This is a genomic window from Campylobacter sp. US53, assembly GCF_004378995.1.
GTDB classification, from domain to species: Bacteria; Campylobacterota; Campylobacteria; order Campylobacterales; family Campylobacteraceae; genus Campylobacter_D; species Campylobacter_D jejuni.
On record NZ_RYYH01000001.1, the window covers coordinates 401,750 to 419,775 of the forward strand.

The 18,026-nt window shown below is 29.3% G+C and carries 18 protein-coding genes and 1 pseudogene; 4 read left to right on the top strand and 15 right to left on the bottom strand.

Annotated elements, in window-relative coordinates; translation table 11 throughout:
• Positions 1-999 (bottom strand): type I glyceraldehyde-3-phosphate dehydrogenase, encoded by a 999-nt coding sequence (gene gap, locus ELQ05_RS02015; protein ID WP_002868484.1) that lies wholly within the window; start codon positions 997-999, stop codon positions 1-3.
• Positions 1,000-1,058: 59 nt separating this feature from the next.
• Between gap and nadD the strand changes: the two genes are divergently transcribed.
• On the top strand, positions 1,059-1,604 hold the full coding sequence (gene nadD / locus ELQ05_RS02020; RefSeq protein WP_002862071.1) for a nicotinate (nicotinamide) nucleotide adenylyltransferase: 546 nt from the start codon (positions 1,059-1,061) through the stop codon (positions 1,602-1,604).
• A gap of 27 nt (positions 1,605-1,631) precedes the next feature.
• On the top strand, positions 1,632-1,958 hold the full coding sequence (rsfS, locus tag ELQ05_RS02025) for a ribosome silencing factor (protein WP_002855339.1): 327 nt from the start codon (positions 1,632-1,634) through the stop codon (positions 1,956-1,958).
• A 31-nt stretch (positions 1,959-1,989) separates the two neighbouring features.
• On the opposite strand, the gene ELQ05_RS02030 is transcribed toward rsfS, so the two are convergent.
• Together ELQ05_RS02030 and pgmL are read right to left on the bottom strand one after the other, a co-directional pair.
• Entirely contained in the window at positions 1,990-2,367 is a 378-nt protein-coding gene (locus ELQ05_RS02030; protein WP_096702847.1) for a DUF1090 family protein, read from the bottom strand.
• A 47-nt stretch (positions 2,368-2,414) separates the two neighbouring features.
• A pseudogene (gene pgmL, locus ELQ05_RS02035) lies at positions 2,415-3,804 on the bottom strand (phosphoglucosamine mutase PgmL).
• Between the two features lie 102 nt (positions 3,805-3,906).
• Here pgmL and fliL point away from each other — a divergent pair.
• Together fliL and acpS are read left to right on the top strand one after the other, a co-directional pair.
• Positions 3,907-4,443 carry a flagellar basal body-associated protein FliL gene (gene fliL, locus ELQ05_RS02040; RefSeq protein ID WP_002855429.1) on the top strand — a complete coding sequence of 179 codons (537 nt, stop codon included), beginning with the start codon at positions 3,907-3,909 and terminating at the stop codon, positions 4,441-4,443.
• On the top strand, positions 4,443-4,790 hold the full coding sequence (gene acpS, locus ELQ05_RS02045) for a holo-ACP synthase (protein ID WP_002825806.1): 348 nt from the start codon (positions 4,443-4,445) through the stop codon (positions 4,788-4,790). The genes fliL and acpS overlap by 1 nt, the downstream gene beginning before the upstream one ends.
• Here acpS and ELQ05_RS02050 read toward each other — a convergent pair whose 3' ends face one another.
• The 12 genes from ELQ05_RS02050 to ELQ05_RS02105 all read right to left on the bottom strand — a co-directional run.
• Complete coding sequence (locus tag ELQ05_RS02050) at positions 4,791-5,210, bottom strand: hypothetical protein (protein WP_002862076.1); 420 nt, start codon at positions 5,208-5,210, stop codon at positions 4,791-4,793.
• The gene (locus ELQ05_RS02055; RefSeq protein ID WP_002890764.1) at positions 5,207-6,568 is read right to left on the bottom strand and encodes a cytochrome P450; all 1,362 of its coding nucleotides are present in this window, start codon (positions 6,566-6,568) and stop codon (positions 5,207-5,209) included. Before ELQ05_RS02055 ends, ELQ05_RS02050 begins: the two co-directional genes overlap by 4 nt.
• Positions 6,565-7,686, bottom strand: coding sequence for a DUF829 domain-containing protein (locus ELQ05_RS02060; protein ID WP_134239906.1), 1,122 nt, complete (start codon positions 7,684-7,686; stop codon positions 6,565-6,567). Before ELQ05_RS02060 ends, ELQ05_RS02055 begins: the two co-directional genes overlap by 4 nt.
• A gap of 71 nt (positions 7,687-7,757) precedes the next feature.
• Positions 7,758-8,942 (bottom strand): capsule polysaccharide modification protein KpsS, encoded by a 1,185-nt coding sequence (gene kpsS / locus ELQ05_RS02065; protein WP_052777906.1) that lies wholly within the window; start codon positions 8,940-8,942, stop codon positions 7,758-7,760.
• On the bottom strand, positions 8,939-11,008 hold the full coding sequence (locus ELQ05_RS02070) for a capsular polysaccharide biosynthesis protein (protein WP_134239907.1): 2,070 nt from the start codon (positions 11,006-11,008) through the stop codon (positions 8,939-8,941). The genes kpsS and ELQ05_RS02070 overlap by 4 nt, the downstream gene beginning before the upstream one ends.
• On the bottom strand, positions 11,005-11,517 hold the full coding sequence (locus ELQ05_RS02075) for a cytidine diphosphoramidate kinase (protein WP_134239908.1): 513 nt from the start codon (positions 11,515-11,517) through the stop codon (positions 11,005-11,007). The genes ELQ05_RS02070 and ELQ05_RS02075 overlap by 4 nt, the downstream gene beginning before the upstream one ends.
• Positions 11,507-12,268 (bottom strand): CTP:phosphoglutamine cytidylyltransferase, encoded by a 762-nt coding sequence (locus ELQ05_RS02080; RefSeq protein ID WP_134239909.1) that lies wholly within the window; start codon positions 12,266-12,268, stop codon positions 11,507-11,509. Before ELQ05_RS02080 ends, ELQ05_RS02075 begins: the two co-directional genes overlap by 11 nt.
• Before the next feature lies 1 nt (position 12,269).
• Positions 12,270-12,872 (bottom strand): gamma-glutamyl-CDP-amidate hydrolase, encoded by a 603-nt coding sequence (locus tag ELQ05_RS02085; protein ID WP_134239910.1) that lies wholly within the window; start codon positions 12,870-12,872, stop codon positions 12,270-12,272.
• Complete coding sequence (locus tag ELQ05_RS02090) at positions 12,863-15,202, bottom strand: PEP-utilizing enzyme (protein WP_134239911.1); 2,340 nt, start codon at positions 15,200-15,202, stop codon at positions 12,863-12,865. Before ELQ05_RS02090 ends, ELQ05_RS02085 begins: the two co-directional genes overlap by 10 nt.
• A 14-nt stretch (positions 15,203-15,216) precedes the next feature.
• A complete protein-coding gene (locus ELQ05_RS02095) occupies positions 15,217-15,978 on the bottom strand; it encodes a class I SAM-dependent methyltransferase (RefSeq protein WP_134239912.1) in 762 nt (253 codons plus the stop codon).
• 52 nt (positions 15,979-16,030) lie between these two features.
• Positions 16,031-16,804 carry a class I SAM-dependent methyltransferase gene (locus ELQ05_RS02100; RefSeq protein ID WP_134239913.1) on the bottom strand — a complete coding sequence of 258 codons (774 nt, stop codon included), beginning with the start codon at positions 16,802-16,804 and terminating at the stop codon, positions 16,031-16,033.
• A gap of 66 nt (positions 16,805-16,870) precedes the next feature.
• Positions 16,871-18,026 (bottom strand): DUF2972 domain-containing protein (locus ELQ05_RS02105; RefSeq protein WP_134239914.1); only part of this gene is annotated, 1,156 nt, incomplete at its 5' end.

The window sequence follows — 18,026 nt, forward strand, 5'->3', positions numbered from 1 at the left end:
TTAAGCCTTATTTGCAATATATACTGCCATATCTACTAGACGACTTGAATAGCCCCATTCATTATCATACCAAGCAATTACCTTGATAAAATCATCCGCAATCACTTGAGTTAAATCACTTGCTACAATAGCTCCATAAGAACAAGTGATAAAATCGCTTGAAACTCTTTCATCATCATCTACCATTAAAATGCCTTTTAAATTTGTAGTTGCAGCTTTTCTAAAAGCTTCATTGATTTCATCTTTGCTGACTTTACGGCTTAGTTGTGCAGTTAAATCCACGCTTGATACATCAATCACTGGCACACGCATACTTTGTCCATGAAGCTTGCCATTAAGTTCAGGCATAACAAGTTTCATAGCTTTTGCTGCGCCTGTAGAAGTTGGAATGATATTTTGCGCTGCAGCACGAGAACGGCGTTTATCTTTAGCTTTAGCATCAATAATACTTTGTCCATTTGTATAAGCATGTATTGTTGTCATAAGTCCTTTTTCTATGCCAAAATTATCTTGTAAAACACGACAAACAGGACCTAAACAATTTGTTGTACAACTTGCATTAGAAATAATGCTTTCACCCTTGTAAAGTTCTGAATTTACCCCTAAAACATAAGTAGGAGTATCATCTTTTGCAGGAGCACTCATGATCACTTTTTGTACTCCCATATCTATAAATTCTTGACATTTTGCCATAGTTAAATGCGCTCCTGTACACTCTAAAACAATTTGTGCGCCGTGTTTTGCAAAGTCAAGATCTTTTACATTGCGACTTTTAAATACTTTGATTTTTTTACCATTTACCACTAAATCATCGCCTTCACTATCAACACTGCCTTTAAATTCACCATGTACTGTATCGTATTTAAAAAGGTATTTTGTAAGTTCAATATCCGTAGTATCATTTATCGCCACAAGCTCAATATCATTTCTTTCTAAGATGATTCTTGCAACACATCTGCCTATGCGTCCAAAACCATTTATAGCAACTTTTACAGCCATTTAATTTCCTTTTGCAAAATATAATGTTAATATTCTACAAAAAAAAGGTTAAAAATTTAATGAAGATAGCACTTTTTGGTGGCAGTTTTGATCCACCACATAATGGACACAATAGCGTTGTTTTAGAGGCTTTGGAAAAATTAGATATTGATAAGCTTATTATTATGCCTACTTATATCAACCCTTTTAAACAAAGTTTTAGTGCTGATGAAAAGCAAAGATTTTTATGGGTTAAAAAACTTTGGGGACATTTGCCAAAAGTTGAAATTTGTGATTTTGAAACCAAGCAAAAACGCCCTGTTCCTAGTATAGAAAGCGTTAAGTATCTTTATAAGCTTTATAATCCTAGTAAATTTTATCTTTTAATCGGCGCAGATCATTTAGAAAAACTTCATCTTTGGCATGATTTTGAAAAACTTAATTCTTTAGTAGAATTTGTTATTGCCAATCGCAATGATATAGAAATTCCTAAGAATTTTAAAGATTTAAAAACCGATAAAAAAATCGCTTCTTCTTTCATACGCAATACTTTAAATACAAATGAAGTTTGCGAAGAAATTAAAGATGAAGTAAAAAAATATTATGAAAAATTACAAAAAAATTGATACAATTTCAAAAATTAAAGGAAAATAATGCAAGAAAGAATAGATTTAATCGTTAAAATTTTAGATGAAAAAAAAGCTGAAGATATCAAAACCATTGACATGAGCGAGCAAGAATACTTTGTAAAATATGTCATTATCGCAGCTACTTTAGGAGAAAGACACGCTCTATCTTTGATCGATGAGCTTAAAACACAACTTAAAGCCAAAGGTGAGGAATTTTTAAACATAGATAGTAGTGAAGAATGGAGCGTGATTGATCTTGGTGATATTTTAATCCATCTTTTAACACCAGAACACAGAGGAATTTATAATATAGAAGAATTATTAGAAAATCTTAAAAAAGGTAGGGTTTAAAAAGGCTAAAATTTAATTAGCCTTTTAATTTTTAGAGATTATCGATATATTCTTTAATTTCTTTTTTGATCTTCTCTTTTTGTTCTTTTAAAGCTTCTTTTTTAGCTTTATACTCAGCCTTACTCATATAATCTTTTTGTTCTTTTAAAGCATCAAGTTCTTTTTCGATTTTTTCCACTTCTTGTTCTTTAAGTTTTTTAGCTTCTAACTTTTTATCATAAAACATAGGATCTTTAGCACAATCATTTTGTACTTGTTTTAAAGCAAGCTCTAAGCTTAAAGTTCTAGCTGTATCATTATGTGCTTTAGAAAAACTGATTTCTTTATTGATACGATCGATTTTTCTATCACATTCACTTGTACCAAAAGCAAAGGCGCACAACGAAAGTAGAACAAGTATTTTTTTCATTTTTAATTCCTTTTTAAAATAAATTTAAATCGCGAAATATTATCTCATCAATTCTTAGGCCTAGCTTTTATATCATCAAATAAAGCAAATACCATACTTTCAAGCTCTTTTGCTCTTTCTAAAGAAGTTGCTTCAAAGCGTGTGATAAGATAAGGGCTGGTGTTAGATGCACGAAGCAAAGCCCATCCATCGCCAAAATCTATCCTAGCTCCATCGATTTCACAAAGACTTTTAACACCTTTTAAAGCTCCTTTTTCAATCTCTTTTTGAAATTCTTCCACAAGTTTAAATTTTTCTTCTTCATTTACAGGAATTTTAATTTCAGGCGTAGTATAAAGTTTTGGTAAAGCTTTAATCATACTTTCTAAATCAAAACCTTTATAAACAAGTTCTAAGGCTCTTAAAAATGCGTAAATTCCATCATCATAACCAAAATATCTATGTTTAAAGAAAATATGCCCACTCACTTCAGCAGCTAAATCAATATCTTTTTCTTTCATCATTTTTTTGATATTAGAATGTCCTGTTTTTCCCATAAAAATAGTTCCAAATTTAGCCACTTCATCAAAAAGATTTTTAGAACATTTTACCTCGCCTAAAATGCGTGGACTAGGAATATTTTTAGCAAACAAATAACAAAGCTCATCCCCACAAAATACATGAGTTTTACTCAAAGCAACCATTCTATCAGCATCCCCATCAAAAGCAAAAGCTAAAGAATAATCTTGATTTTGATTTAAAAACTCTCTAATCGCACTTAAATTTTCTTCTTCTGTAGGATCTGGAGCATGGTTTGGAAACTGTCCATCAGGCTCTGCAAACATTACATGAGCTTTTAAATTTAAAGCTTTAATTAAAGGCTCTATCACCACTCCAGCCGCACCATTTGTGCAATCAACGCCAAATTTATAATTAAAATCCTTTAAAAAGCTAAATTGCTCGCACATAAATTTCACATAAAGGCTTAAAATATCGTATTTTTCTACTTCTAAATTTTCTTCAATATCATCATCTAAATGCTTATAAACTTCTTTTGAAAACTCTTTTAATTCCACGCCAAAAAAACTTTCTTTATTGATAGTGATTTTAAAACCATTATAATCTTTTGGGTTATGAGAGCCTGTTATCATAACATTTGCATCAAATTTCAAGCCCTCATAAAGACTAAAATATCCCAATGGAGTTGGTACAAGCCCTATATCATAGATTTTTATTCCCGCTTTGTTAAGTCCACTCACTAGATAATTAAAAAGTTCATTTGCACTATATCTTGCATCATAACCCACACTTACATTTTTACAGCCTTTATTTAGCATGGTTTGTCCTAAGCAAAAACCTATAGCCTTAACACTTTTTTCATTTAGTTCTTTGCCATAAAGTCCTCTTATATCATATTCTCTAAAAATCACATCTAACATTTTTTTCCTTCAAATTCATCTCTTCTTTGACCTAAATTTATCGTTTTTCTAAAGCAAATTTGGATAGAAAAGAAATTTTTGCTACAATTTTACATTAATTTCACTAAATGAAGGAAAATTTATGGATGAAGAATTAGAAAACGAAGAAACGAAAAAGAAAAAAGGCGGTTCACTTGTAATTATTATTGTTATTTTACTTTTTGTTTTACTTCTTAGTATTATGGGAGTGATTGCTTGGCTTATTTCAAGCAGTTCAAGTGATGAAAGCGAAGTCAAAGAAGCTCCAAAAGAAGAAGCAAAAGCCGATAAACCTAAAGTTTCAGCTCCTACCCAGCGAGGTAGTGATTTTGCCAATATAGGTCCTATGTATCCACTTGATCCTTTTACCCTAAATTTACTTAGCGATAGCGGCTCAAGATATGTAAAATGCACTATAGAACTAGAACAAAATAGTGAACTTTTAAAACCTGAACTTGACAAAAAAGTTCCAGTGATCCGTGATATTATTATTCGTACATTAACAGCTAAAACTTTTGAAGAAGTAAGTACACAAAAAGGCAAAGAACGTTTAAAAGATGAGCTAGTTGGAAAAATCAATGAAATTTTAACCGATGGCTTTATTAAAAATGTTTATTTTACGGATTTTGTAGTTTCTTGATGCGTGTAGGCTGTGATATCATCGCCATTTCTAGGATAGAAAAAATTCATTCTAGACATGGCAAAAATTTTTTGGATAAATTTCTAAGCCCAAAAGAACAAATACTCATTAAAAATCCAGCAACTCTAGCAGGTCTTTGGGCTGCTAAAGAAGCCGCTAGCAAGGCTTTGGGTGTTGGAATTTGTGAATTATGCAGTTTTTTTGATATTGAAATATCAAAAGATGAAAAAAACGCGCCTAAATTAAAATATTCTCAAAAAATTACAAAAGATTTTAATATCACTCAAACTTCTCTAAGCATTTCTCATGATAATGGTTTTGCTATAGCCATAGTGGCTATAGTTTGATTATTTTCCTATAGTTTGCTTGTCTAAATTTCTTGAAAGTATGAAATCCACCACAGGTTGTTCTCTTTTATTTGCTCTTTTACAATGATCTTTTTGAAAAAAATCTGTGATTTTTATAACAATCCTTGCCCATTTTTTGCGATTTCTTTCACGCCACGCATGAGAAGAAACGCTCTCCCAAGCATAGCCATTAAACAAGCTTGCATTTACAAAATGATCTAAGGCTCTAACACCCTGTCTTGCTCGTGCAGTATTAAAAAAAGTTCCTATAATCACAATAAAAAGATATCCTAAAACTGCTAAAGGTACTATAGCGCAAAGCAGAATAGTCCCTGCTAATTTTTCTTTTAAGCTTCCTTTTAAGGTGCGTTTTACACGACGACGAAAATTGGCGCGAATTTTAGTTCTAACTCTTTTCATAGCTTTCTTTTGCTAAATTTTATCCTCATACCATTAGCCGAACGCACTGTTAAACGCCCTACTACATCAGGTACAAAACCTTCTTCAAGTTCTAATTTGTAAGTTTTTAAAATATTAGCCAAAATCAAAATCGCTTCTTGCATAGCAAAACCTTGTCCTATACAAATTCTTTCCCCTACCCCAAAAGGCAAATAAGCATCTTTTTTGTATTCTCCCTCAAAACGAGAAGGATTAAATCCATGTGGATTTGTCCAAAATTCTTCATGTCTGTGTATCAGCCAAGGAGCAATCACCACCCCAGAACCTTTTTTAATAAGCTTATCTCTAACTTGAGTATCTTTTTTTGCCTCTCTTGCAAAAAATCCAACAGGAGGATAAAGTCTTAAAGATTCTTTAAAAATATTTGTTAAGTATTTAAACTGTCTTAGATGCGAAATTTCAATGGCTCCACCCTGTAAAACCTGAGTAATCTCCTCATAAGCTTTTTCTTGCTCCTTAGGATAAAGACTAAGCAAATAAAGCGTCCATGTCAAAGAACTTGCCGTGGTTTCATGTCCTGCTAAAAAAAGCATAGCCACTTGATCTAAAATTTCCTCAAAAGAAAAACGCTTATTTGTATCCGCATCCACTACCAAAAGCAAAGATCCTAAAATATCTTCAAATTCTGCATTATCTGCCATATCATATCTTGGTTTTATGATGTCACTTAAAACCTGTCTGATCACATCTCCGGCCTTAGCACGCTTACGATCTCCTAAAACATAAGAAAGCCATTTTGGAAAACGAAACATACGACGCATGGCTGTATGCACACTTTGCTCTTGAAAAGTCACAAAGGCATTTAAGATTTTTTTACCTTTTTCCTCATCGAGTTTTGAAGACATAATGGTGCGAAAAATCACATCAGCGGTAATAAAAGTCATAGCTTCATCTACTTCAATAACAGCATGATTTGGATACTTGCTAAAACGATCCATCATATCTGCCACAGCTTCACTCATAAGATTAAACACTTTATTGATACGAGTCATTTCAAAACTTGGACGCAAAAGCTCTCTTTGCTTTTTCCAAACTTCACCATTTGTAGTAAAAATACTCTCTCCTAAAAGCGGACTTAAAAGCTCATGCAAAAATGCACTTTTAGGAAATTCTCTAACCTCATCAACCATCATTCTTTTAACTTCTTTAGTGTCATTTATGACATAAAGATCAAAATTTGGCATCTTCACATAGCCTGTTTGCATTTTATAACTACGCTCATAAAGCCCATCAAGCCAAGATCTACGTTTTAACAAAAAAGTTAAAAGTGTAGAAGCCTTATTTTTATAAGGTTTTGGAAAAAAGGGACATTCACTCATATTTTTACCTTTTCTTCTAAAAATTTAGGCATTATAATAAAAGAAAAAAAATCATAATCACCTTTAACACTAATACTATAAAGATATAAAAAGTGCGCTTTGTTTTTATCTCTTTTTATTTTTTTATACTCATGTTTTTCATATAAAGTGTGAAATTTAGCACTTAAAAATGGGGGTGTAAATTTAGCATTTACACCACTCGTGCGGAAAAAATCCACTTGAGGAAAACATGCTCCATCAATAATCGATGTGTAATCATACCATTTTAAATCAAACCTTGAAACAAATTCAAGCTTCTTTCTAAATTCATCTGCTTTTTTTTGATAACTCACTAAAGGTATGCATTCTCCTAAAGTAAGAATTTTTAATTTACGAAGTAAAGATAAATCTAAATTTTGTCTTAAAATACACTCCAAAACTTCTATACAAACTATAGTTCCAACACTATGCGCTACTAAAATAAGCTCATAATCTTGTTTGCTTTCGTTTTGTTTTAGCTTATCTACTATAGTATTTGCAAAAAGCTTGATTCTTTCTTGCATAGTGCCTATTTTTTTATCTTGCCAAGTAGCACAAAAAGCACAAATTCTTGCTATCCAAAATACAGCTAATTTCTTACCTAATTTAAATAAAAAATGATTTAGCAAAAATCCTAAAAAACATCCTATGATGATAGCTAAAGAAAAATGCATATAATTTTGCAAAAAAACAAAACTTCCAAAAGCTAAAACCAAAGAAAATAGTAAAGAAAATAACACATAAAAAAAAGGATAATAACCTGTGATAAGTTGATAAATCGACTCTTTGCCAAATTTGATAAAAAGTCCTGTGATAGTATAAATTCTAAAAAAACTATAACAATCTGCTAAGGCATCTTTATAATTTTCTGACCAATTTTTCTTAACAATATCATTCCATGTTAAAAAATGATATTTAGTTTGCACTCCCTCGCAAGAAATTTTAAAAAAAGGAAATTGCTCATTTTTTTCAATTTTACTTAAATCAGTCTTAATGTTAAAAGCATGAGAATAATCTTTTAGGTTTTTTTTAAATAAATCATAATAAAATCTATAACTTTTAGGATCATATCCTGCTATATAAAATACTTCCCTATCCATACAATATTTCTTTTTACTTTTAATTATAACAACTTTGCTTTAAAAGCTCTCTTAATCAAAGCTTTTTAGTCTTATTTGTCTAAAAAGAAATTTTTATAAAAATTGCCGTTGAATTGATTAGTTTGTAAAAGATATTTCTTAAAATTACACACCAAAACAGGATTGGGTTTATAAGCATGAGCTTCACGCCAAAAAAATTGAAGTTTTTTTGGATAAGATAAGCCTTCAAAATCATAAAAAGCATTGCCACAAACCTTAGTCGGACAGCCTTCTAAAATAGCACTAAGACCTACTGTTGAATTTATAGTAATACAACCTAAAGCCTTTCTTAAAAGAACTGGCAAGTGGGTATCATGAACATATAAAACCCTTCCTTCTACATGATATTTTTGACTTAAATCATTTATGAGTTTAGAATAATTCTTATAACCCCTATCCATAGGATGGTGTTTAAAAACTAGATAAGATTTAGCTCTTGCATGGTTTGCAAAAGAAAGTATGGTTTCTTCTATAAAGTGCTCTATGCTTTTTTTGTAATGATATTTAATTTGCGTATCGCTATAAACTTGTAAAATCGCCAAAAAGTACTTTTTTTCTAAATTATAAATCTTTTCATTTAGTTTTTTTTCTGTAATCTTATAAAGATATTTTCTATATAAAGATCTAAACCAAAATAAAAATTCAAAAGGATATAAAGTGCGATGATGAAGTTTGTTGTTAAAAAATGGAGCCAAAATAAAAGCAAACAACCAATACAAAAAAGCATCAAAAGCCATAAATTTAAATCCACCTGGAATTTCTTTTATGCTTTCTTGGGTAAAAATATTTTGAGAAAGATAAAAATTTTTATCACGCGGTAAAGAAGAATTTGCATTCACCCCATCTTTTTCCAAAGTAATACAATAAGGTCTTAAATATCCTTCTTCAAAAATCCATATTTCAATTCCTAATTCTTTAGCCACTTTAATAGCCTTAGCATGTATAATACGACAATCATTATACATTAAAATAGCATCGATTTTTTTGCTTTGAAAAAAATCTCTATAGAAATTTTCAAGATCTTTTTCATCACATTTACACCTTGTTCCACTAGGATAGAAAAAAAAATCTCCACCGTTAAAATTGAGTTTAAAAACTTTGGTTTGGTTTTTTTTCATTTTCATTGCAAGATGATGAAAAAAATTTCCCACAGGCCCTTGCAAGAGTAAAACATTTTTACCGCTAAATTCTTTTTTAATTTTAGTGCTAAATCTCATTTCTTTGCTAAAAATTCATAAAATCTTCTTATTTTTCTAAGCATAAAAGTTTTAAAATCTATTGCCAATTTTATATGTTTTTTTGAAAAATAAGCTTTTTGTAAATTTAGCATTATATCTAAACAAACTTCAATTTCACATAAAGTTTTTGTTTTAGGATTTATATATCTTGGATATGCTATCAAAGCACCTGCTACAAGCTCTTCTAGGCTTAGTTTTCTTGTTCTTCTTTCGCATTTATATTTATCTTTTGTTAAACCCCAGCCCGCATAAAAAGGCATGCCGTAAGTAAAAACTTTTTTAGCTCTTAAAAGAGCATCAAAACCACTTGTAGAAGTAATAGTGTGAATTTCATCAGCAATTTTTATAGCACTATCAATACTGCAATCTTTTACAATCTCATCACAAAATTCCAAGATGCGTGTTTCATCTTTTAAACCCACACGGTTGCCGCTTAACACATCAGGATGGGGTTTAAAGATGATATAAGCATCTTGATTTTTAGAACGCACCTCCTTAAGTAAATCAAGAGTAGATAAGCCAAAACCCCCTAAAATCATCGAAGCATCATCTTCAACTTGAGCAGGGATTAAAATAATTTTTTGTCCTGTTTTGGCATTGATTTTTAAATTTTCATGCTTTAAGCCATTATATTTTGAAAAGCGGTTCTCAAGTAAGATTTTTATAATATTTTTTGCTCTATTTAGCATATTTTCATCAAAAATTTCGTTTTGCAAAAGCTCTTCTAGTTTACTTGGTTTATTTGGATCTATGTAAAGTCCTTTATCATCAACGATTAAAGAAAAAGGGCGCGTAAGATCAGAACCTAAAGAGATTGAGCGAATAAATCCATCTTCAACTAAAGAAATTTTAGGAGTAAAATGAAGCAAATTCTCATCTTGCGCTTTTTTTATAAGAGTAGTTTTAAGAGCGTTATAATCTATCCTTTTACCCCAAATGAAAAATTTATCATTTTCTTTAAGTTTATATCTAGCTAAAGATTTTAAAGAATTTAAAAAAATAATTTTATTATCTTTGGCCTTAAAAAAAGGCTTGATAAAATGCCTTTTCCATAAGGTAAAGCCTAGCATAAAAAGTCTATTAGAATTTGCCTTTTCTATATCTTTATATTTTGCTAAAGTTTGAATAGTATCAAAAATATTACTTTTTTGATTTAAATAAGGATTAAAATACTCGCTATAAAGTATATAAGCAGCATAGAAAACTTCTTCTAAACTTCTTTTTTGCATCCTTCTTTTACACTCTAATTTATCTTTTGTTAAACCCCAACCTGCATAAAAAGGCATGCCATAACAAATACACTCACATTCTTGCATCAAAGCTTCAAAACCCATACCAGAAGTTTTGGTATAAACTTTATCAAAAAACTCAAGCAAGGCTATAGGATTAAAATTTTCAGTGATTAAAATACATTCTTTAGGTAAGGAATTTATATCTAAATCACTTTGTTTTTTACCGCTTAAAACATCAGGATGGATTTTTATATAAATTTTAGAATCATGATTTTCTTTTATAGCATCTTTTATCATATCAACAGTTTTAAAATCTTTAGCAAGCCCGAATTCAAGCGAAGCATCATTGGCCGTTTGAGTGATGATTAAAACCCTTTTTTCATCTTTTTGAAAATAATCATCTGGGATATCAAGATTGTTATTATACTTGCTAATTTTATATTTTTTGATAAGCTCTATAGCTTTTTTAGCTTGCTTGATTTCTTCGTCTTTAAATTCATAAGTATTTAAAAGATTTTCAAGCTTTGAAGGCGTTGTTGCATCATAATAAATGCCTATATCATCTTTAACCATAGAAAAACTTGGACTATTTTCAACCCCTAAGTTTAATGAGCGAATAAATCCATCTTCTAAAAGTGTGAATTTAGCCTTATGTTTTTTTGCTAAATTCATAGCTTTTAAACCTGATTTTTTGCGTCCCCAGCCAAGGAAAAGTTCATCTTTGTTGACTTTTAAATTTCTCTTATATAAAAAAATACTGTAAAAATTCCTAGCATTAGCGATAAGTTTTTTTGATGTTGAGTAATACTTCACAATGCCAATTTCTTTATTATAAGTTCAACTTTTTCTTCTAAATTATTTCGACAAGAATTATTGATCACTAAATCAGCCTCTGGTTTATCAAATTCTATATCAACACCGACTACATTATCAATTTCTTTATTTAAAGCCTTAGTATAAAGCCCTTTTTGATCTCTTTGTATTAATTCATGCATATCGCATTCTATATAAATTTCATAATAATTTTTTAATTGCTTTCTATTATAATCATAAATCTCATTAAACATTGAAATCGTAGTGACAATAACTATCATACCTTGATCGTTTAAAAATTTTGCAAATTTAGCTCTTTTTAAAGCCATATCTATGCGACCTTGTTTATCGTATGCATAATGTCCTAATATTTCTCTTAACTCATCTCCATCAAGATAAATAAGATTTTTATATTTTAGCTTTAATTTTTCATACAAAGCTTGACCTATAGTTGTTTTTCCGCTTCCAGCTAAACCAGTAAGCCAAATGATATAAGGGCTATTTATCAATTTGCACCTCTAAATCACTCATAAAATCAATTTCACACCAATTGCCATCAATTTCCACTGCTTTTGCGTTGTTGTATTTTTCAATTAAAGCTTGCAAAAAACTTGTCATGTACATATTTTCAAAATTTTTATTATCATACAAAATATCTCGGTCAAGCATTTCATAAAAAGTAATAACTTTGGAAAGAAATTGATAAGAAAATTTAAAAAGTCCTATATATTGAGCTTCTATCTCATCATAGGCATTAGCTTTTTTTCCAAGTTCTATAATATAACCATTTGTCATCTTTAATGTTTCAGCATCTTCTAAAGGATTTACAAAGCGTTTGCTCCAAAGCTTACACCAAGACTTATCAACTACTATAGCAAGTTCTTCTTTGGCATTTATAAGCTTTTGCACACAATCTTGAAAATAAACAATATCCGCATAAGAAATAATCAAATCTTGTTTTTCTTCGATGCATTTTAACATAAAATCTTTAGCGCAAAAAAAAGTATGAACCATATTGGTTTTATCATATTTTGAATTAATAAAAAAATGCTCAATATCATATTTATTAAGATAATTTTTTAGCACATCGTTTAAATATCCACCCACAACAGCTATTTCATTTATACCTGCTGATTTTAAAGCTTCGATTTCATAATCTATTATTTTTTTATTCTTATACTCAACCATACACTTTGGTTGATCTTTTGTTAAAGGCATCAGCCTTGATCCAAAACCTGCTGCTAAGATAATTGCATTCATATTATTCCTTGATTAAACTAAACCACTCTTTTAAAATTTGAATATTATTAAGCCCATTTTCTCTTTCAATATGCCACATTATACCAAAAATATTTTCATACTTATGTTTAAAAGCTTCTATGGTATTATCTTTTGCTAAGCAAAGTTCTACAAGATCTTCGCCTAATTTTTCAATAGCAAAATTATGAAAAGAATTACTTATAAATTTTTCTTTTGAGAAAAATACTTCATGTTTACCTATATGATTTTCACAAGGACTTATATGGCTGTTAAAATAATGAGCTATCATCTGAGCTCCTCTGCAAATTCCTAAAAGTGGTATTTTTTCTTTTAAACAAATTTCTATAACTTGCTTTTCGTATAAATCTCTCTTTTTAGATAAAACATTAGGACTATAAAAACTTAAATCATTGCCACCGCTTAATATCACAGCTTTTATTAGATGTTTATAATAAGAAAAATCTATTTCATAGCTAAGAGGAAGAGGAGTAAAATTTTTAAATAAATCTTTATTAAATAATTTTCCCCAATCCAAAGCCAAACATTCTCTTTCTTCATGATAACTTTCGTTGCAAATAAGCCTTTGAGTAATACCTATAAACAAAATATTTGCTCACTTTCACATTCTATATTTATTTTTTTAGCTTTTAAATATTTTTCAAAATTTTCTTCTCCAACTCCTATAACAGCAGGCATTCCAAGTTCTGAGGCACGAATGGCCATATGTGAATTAGCACCCCCATAACATGTAATAAGTCCTGCTATATTTTTTGTAAATAAATAATCATATCCAGGATCTGCTGCATAAATTAAAACAATCTTTCCTTCTAAATCTTTATCATTTTCTTTCGCCGTAAATGCAGTGATGCTCTTTTGTGTAATGAAATTTGGAATAATACTATGATTATAAAAAGAAAAAATTTCATCGGCATTGCAAAGCAAAGAAGGAAGTTTTATAGCTTGTGTAAGTTCATATTCTTTTTTATTGCGATTAATTTCTTCTACAAACTGCTCTTTTGGATTTATAGAATAAAGACTAGAATAAAGATTTAAAATGCTTTTTATATCAAGATGAGCTAAATCTTCTTTTTCAATACCATAATATTTGCCTAATTCTTCTATATAAACTATAGCCTTAGAAAGCAATCTAGTGAATTCAAATTTAACGAGCTCTCTACCCTCGATAGCCTGCTTTAAAAAATCAAAAAATTCACAAGCATTAATCTCTAATCCATGTTCTCTAAGTAAAGCATTTAAAGCTTTTGTCTTTTCTTCTGAAAAAACAAAAGCTTTATCTTGTAAATAAACTTTACTATCTTTTTGATCCACATCAAAATAAAGTTCAAAATCTTCATCATATCTTGGAGATAAAATATTATAAGTTCCTGCTCTTAAGTGTCCAAAATCTTTCAAAAATTGATCCTTGTTGTGAAAATTAAGATGGTTTGTTTGTTTGCTTAAATTTTTACTCACTGTATTGAGTGAATTTAAAAAATCATCTTTTTCCTCTTTAGTTATAAAATCAATCTCAACTAAAGAATTTAAAAGTTGCATTGCTACAAATGCAGCCCTAGCCACTCCCGCAAAAGGCAATGTTCCATAACGCTTGCATTCTTCAATAAGCCAATAAATTTTATCAATTAAAGAAAAATTAGAATTAATAATGCCATCATATCTTTCTTTTAGCTTATAAGCTTTTTGTATGTCTTTTAAATAAAGCCCTGATCTAGGATTAATAATCTTATTTGTAAGTTCTAATAATGAAAATTCTAATCTTTTGATTTCATTTTCATTAAAACCATGATTTAAAAGTTCTTCTAATTTTTTAGAACTATTAAAGTCATAACAAGAATAAACAATATTAAATTCAATCTTATCGTGCAATTCATGATTTTTATTAAGCTTATCTAAGTAAAAATTGACAAGTTTTTGTGCGATTTTTTCATCTAATTTTTTTGGTATAAAAGAATTAAAAGATAATCTTACATCCACATAAGGAATGCCTAAAAAAGAATGGATTAAAGGATGGGATCTTAAATCTCTATAACCATAATTATCTCTTTGATACGCCCAGATATTATCCGTAATGATTTCTTTATATAAACTAAAAGCTAAACGCTTAGGTCTTAACCCTATGATTTCAGCTGGATTCCAATCAGGCATTACCCCAAAAATGGCTTTATCTCCCAAAACTCTAGATCTTGATTCTTTTAAAGACTCAAAACGTTTATAAAATCTATATAAAGCTTCTTTTGGTAAAGAGTGAAATAAATTATTTTTTTCATGCATAACCAAAGGACGCACTTGCAAGCAAAAAAGTTCTTCCTCATCATCTTGAATAGCAAATGCAAATTCAACATCTAAAAAATGATAATCATATAAAACTTCTAATTCTTTTATAAGTTCTATAATTTTTTGAAGTCTAATATCTTTAAATTCTAAATAATCTCTGTAATGATAGTAAGTTTTTGCACTCTTGCTACTTCCATCTGTAATAGAGCTATTTGAACCATTTTCATCATATTGAAGACAAAAATAAGGGGAAAAATTATCCTTATCAACACTAAAACCAACACCGCAAAGAGTAATGTTTTCAAGCATGGGTTGAACTAAAATTTCATCGCTTTTTGATGGCATAGAATTGGCAACTTCATATAAAGCTTTTAATAATTCATCTTTAGAATCAGCTTTAATATTTGCCAAAGAAAGAAAAGCACCTGCATTAGAGTTTTTCATACTATCTTCACTTAAAGAAGAACTTCTTATAATGAGTCTATTAGCCTTTAAAGTTTGAATGTCCTGTAAAACTTTGTCTTCATTTGATATTAATTCTTCAAGCGAAGTTAAAACCAAAGGTAGAACTTTTGCTTTTTTTAATTTTGTTTGTAAATTTTTTAAATTTTGTGCTTTGGTTTTAAATTTTAACTCCGCCATGTTTTTCCTTAGTTTTATATTTTTTTAGCACTCCAACAACGAGTGGTATATTTTATGCTAAATTCCTTAGGAAGTCTTTGTGAAATTTTATCACTAATTTTATTAAAAAGTTCATTTCCTTCATCAGTCTCCAAATCCCAGTAAGGATTTTTAACGCTTTTCCATGCATTAATATAATTTTCAATGCTTTGACGAAAATAAAAATCCTCTTCAATATAAACAATATGATTAAAAAGATCCTTTCGACTCTCTATAATTGGTCTTTGATCTTCTCTTCTTGTTCCCCTTGTATAATTTGGCACAAATTCTACAATAGTATCTTCAGCTATTTTTTGCACAGGATCATTTAAATCCCTGTGATTCCACATACAAGAAAAATATCCCTCTGATTTTAATAAGCGATGTGCCTCTTCTAAGGCTTCATTTCTATCCATTACATTAAAACTGCTACCAAAAGTCACCCAATCAAATTCACTATTTTGAAGTGTTGAGTTTAAGCCTGTTGCTCTAACCCAGTCAATCTTCTCACCTTTGGTTCTTTCTATCCCAATCTCACGCATCGCATCATTTGGTTCTACAGATACTACCTTACATCCTCTTTCTAAAAGCATAATGCTTAAATTTCCAGTTCCTGCACCGATATCAGCCACCTTGATATCTTTTTTTCCAATAAGACTAATTAGCATATCTATAGTTTTTGGAGCATAATTTGGTCTATAGCTATAAAATTTAGTATGCTTGGTATAATCCCACACTTGTTCTACTAGTTTTTGCATTTTATTTCCTTTTTTTCATCTTTAACAAGCTTGATGAAAAAAAGGAGGTATTTTATGCTTTTCTAGCTGTCCATGCTCTTATTTTATAAGGAATCTCTATGCTTTGCATATGAGAAATTTTAGCTTCTATCATCTCTAAAATTTCCTGCCATCTTTTTTCACCTGCTTGTGCTTGTATATCATTTACAGAATGCCAAGCTCCAAGATAACGCTCTTTATCCCAAAACTCTTTATAGTCACACTCCATAAAAAAGCAGTCTGTGAAATCTCCTGTTGAAACAAGAATTTCTTCCCATTTTTTAACATTTTGAGTGCCACTGCTTACACGAGCAAGCTCTGGAACAATATGTTTAATCTCCTTTTCGATTTCATCAAAAACTGAACCCTCTACAATATGACGAGGATTCCAAATCGCAGTGAAATACCCTCCACTTTTCAATATACGACTAAATTCTGGGAGAGATTTTTTAGGATCTGTCCAGTGAAAAGAACTAGCCATGATGACCCAATCAGCTTGATTATTGCTCATGCAGGTTTCTTCACCACTTCCTTTATGCCAAGAAATATTTGATAAATTTTGTGTAAATTTTTGTCCTTCTTCACGCATATTATCGTTTGGTTCCACAGCACTAATTTGGCATCCAAACATTTCTCCCAACATCTTAGTAAGTTTTCCGGTTCCAGCTCCTACTTCAACAATATTTAAATCTTTTAAATTTTTATTTTTATCATTGATACAAGCTACAAGTTTTTCAAGTAAAAATGGACTATAAGCAGGTCTATTATGATAATGCTTTGCAACCTCTGTAAAATCCCCTTGTTTCATATTGATCCCTTTCTCTAATTTTAAACACAATTATATCTTTTTTTTATTAATTTGCAAATCTTTCTCCTAAATATTACCGTCCAACTCTTGACATATTTTTTCAAATTCTTGATAATACTTCCAAGAAGCTACTATATCTGGACGATGTTGTTTGATGTGGATTAATTCTTCATCTAAAATTTGTTTTAATATTTTTTTTAATTCACTATTTTTATGAAGATAAACTAAAACTTGTTCGGCTGTTATTTTATTTTTTTGAATATATTTTATTCTTTTTTCCAAAATATTTAAAAAATTTATTTGATATTGCGTAATTATGTGTTTATAATATTTATCTATTTTATGAATATCTTCTTGATTTATTAAAAAAGAAATATCTCTTAACAATATATGGTCAACTTTTATTAATTTTTTATTAATATTTAATAAACTTTTATTATCATTGCTTTTTAAACATACACATATTTTAAAGAAAATATGATTATTTTTATAAAAACATAATGAAATAGGTATATGAAATCTATAATCACCATTTTTTATTCCTTGAAAAAAATCTTTATCTTTTAACTTTGGAGGATTAAAATTTAAAATTTTAGACAATTCCAACATTGTGTCAAACGCTTTATCTGGCATAATATCTTTCATATCTAAGTATAAAATTTCATTCGTATTTAAAATAGGGTTTATTATTTTTTTATAATTATATGTAGGCCAAGTTATACAACCTTTTACAAAATCATAAAAATTACAATTTTTATCATCAAAAAAATAAAATGATCTATTTATTTCATCTTCTATAGATTTTCTAGTATCTATGTTTTCATCAAATCTTTGGTAGTCATATTTATAGTCACCATGATTAATAGCGTGTTTTAATCTTTCTATAGGGTCTCTAATAAGTATTAGAATTTTTTTATCATTATTTATAAAATATAATAATTTAGATCTTTCAATAGTTTTACATGCTATATCATCAAAAATACTAATACAATAATCATTTTTAATACATTTGAATTTATAATACATGTCTTTATATGTTAAATTTTTAATAAAATTTAATTTTACACTCGACACACAAGTATCAACTTTACATTTATCAAAAAAAGAAAGCATTGCTGCACCACCAGATAAACTAAATCTTATAAACACAAACTTATACCCATCAGGTAAAGGTAAATTCATCTCCCAAGCAAGTTCAGCTGGTATATTATGATAATTGATT